The 328-nt window shown below is 59.5% G+C and carries 1 protein-coding gene; it reads right to left on the bottom strand.

Going from position 1 to position 328, the window contains the following annotated elements; all coding sequences use genetic code 11:
• Positions 1 to 189, bottom strand: a 189-nt coding sequence (locus tag I6F36_RS39490) for a transposase (RefSeq protein ID WP_276573455.1), incomplete at its 3' end; no start/stop codon positions are given.
• Positions 190 to 328 lie beyond the last annotated feature (139 nt).

Raw genomic sequence — 328 nt, 5'->3', positions numbered from 1 at the left:
CTTTTTCGGCATTGCGGTGTCATCAATGACTAATACCGCATCCTTGCCGCCGACAAGCCGATCCGCCTGGTTGAGCAGCTCAGATTCCAGCGGTGATGCGTCCCAGACACCTTCGACGATGAAATGGGATCTTGAGCGCTTGGTCCCGGTAGCCGAACGTACTGCACCGGCTGCGCTGGCTGTCGGCATTGAGACCATTGCCAGCAACTTGACGCCGGACGCCGCGACGAAGTGCCTGCAGAGCCCGCGAATTCACTTCGGCACGCGACTTGCTCTCTTTGCCGCATCATCACCAATCCCAGTGCGATGGTCTTCGGGACGGACTCGG

The sequence above is a fragment of the Bradyrhizobium sp. BRP19 genome (genome assembly GCF_020194195.1).
Classification (GTDB): Bacteria; Pseudomonadota; Alphaproteobacteria; order Rhizobiales; family Xanthobacteraceae; genus Bradyrhizobium; species Bradyrhizobium yuanmingense.
Note: the sequence above shows the minus strand (reverse complement) of the source record. Positions and strands in the feature narration are given on the sequence as shown.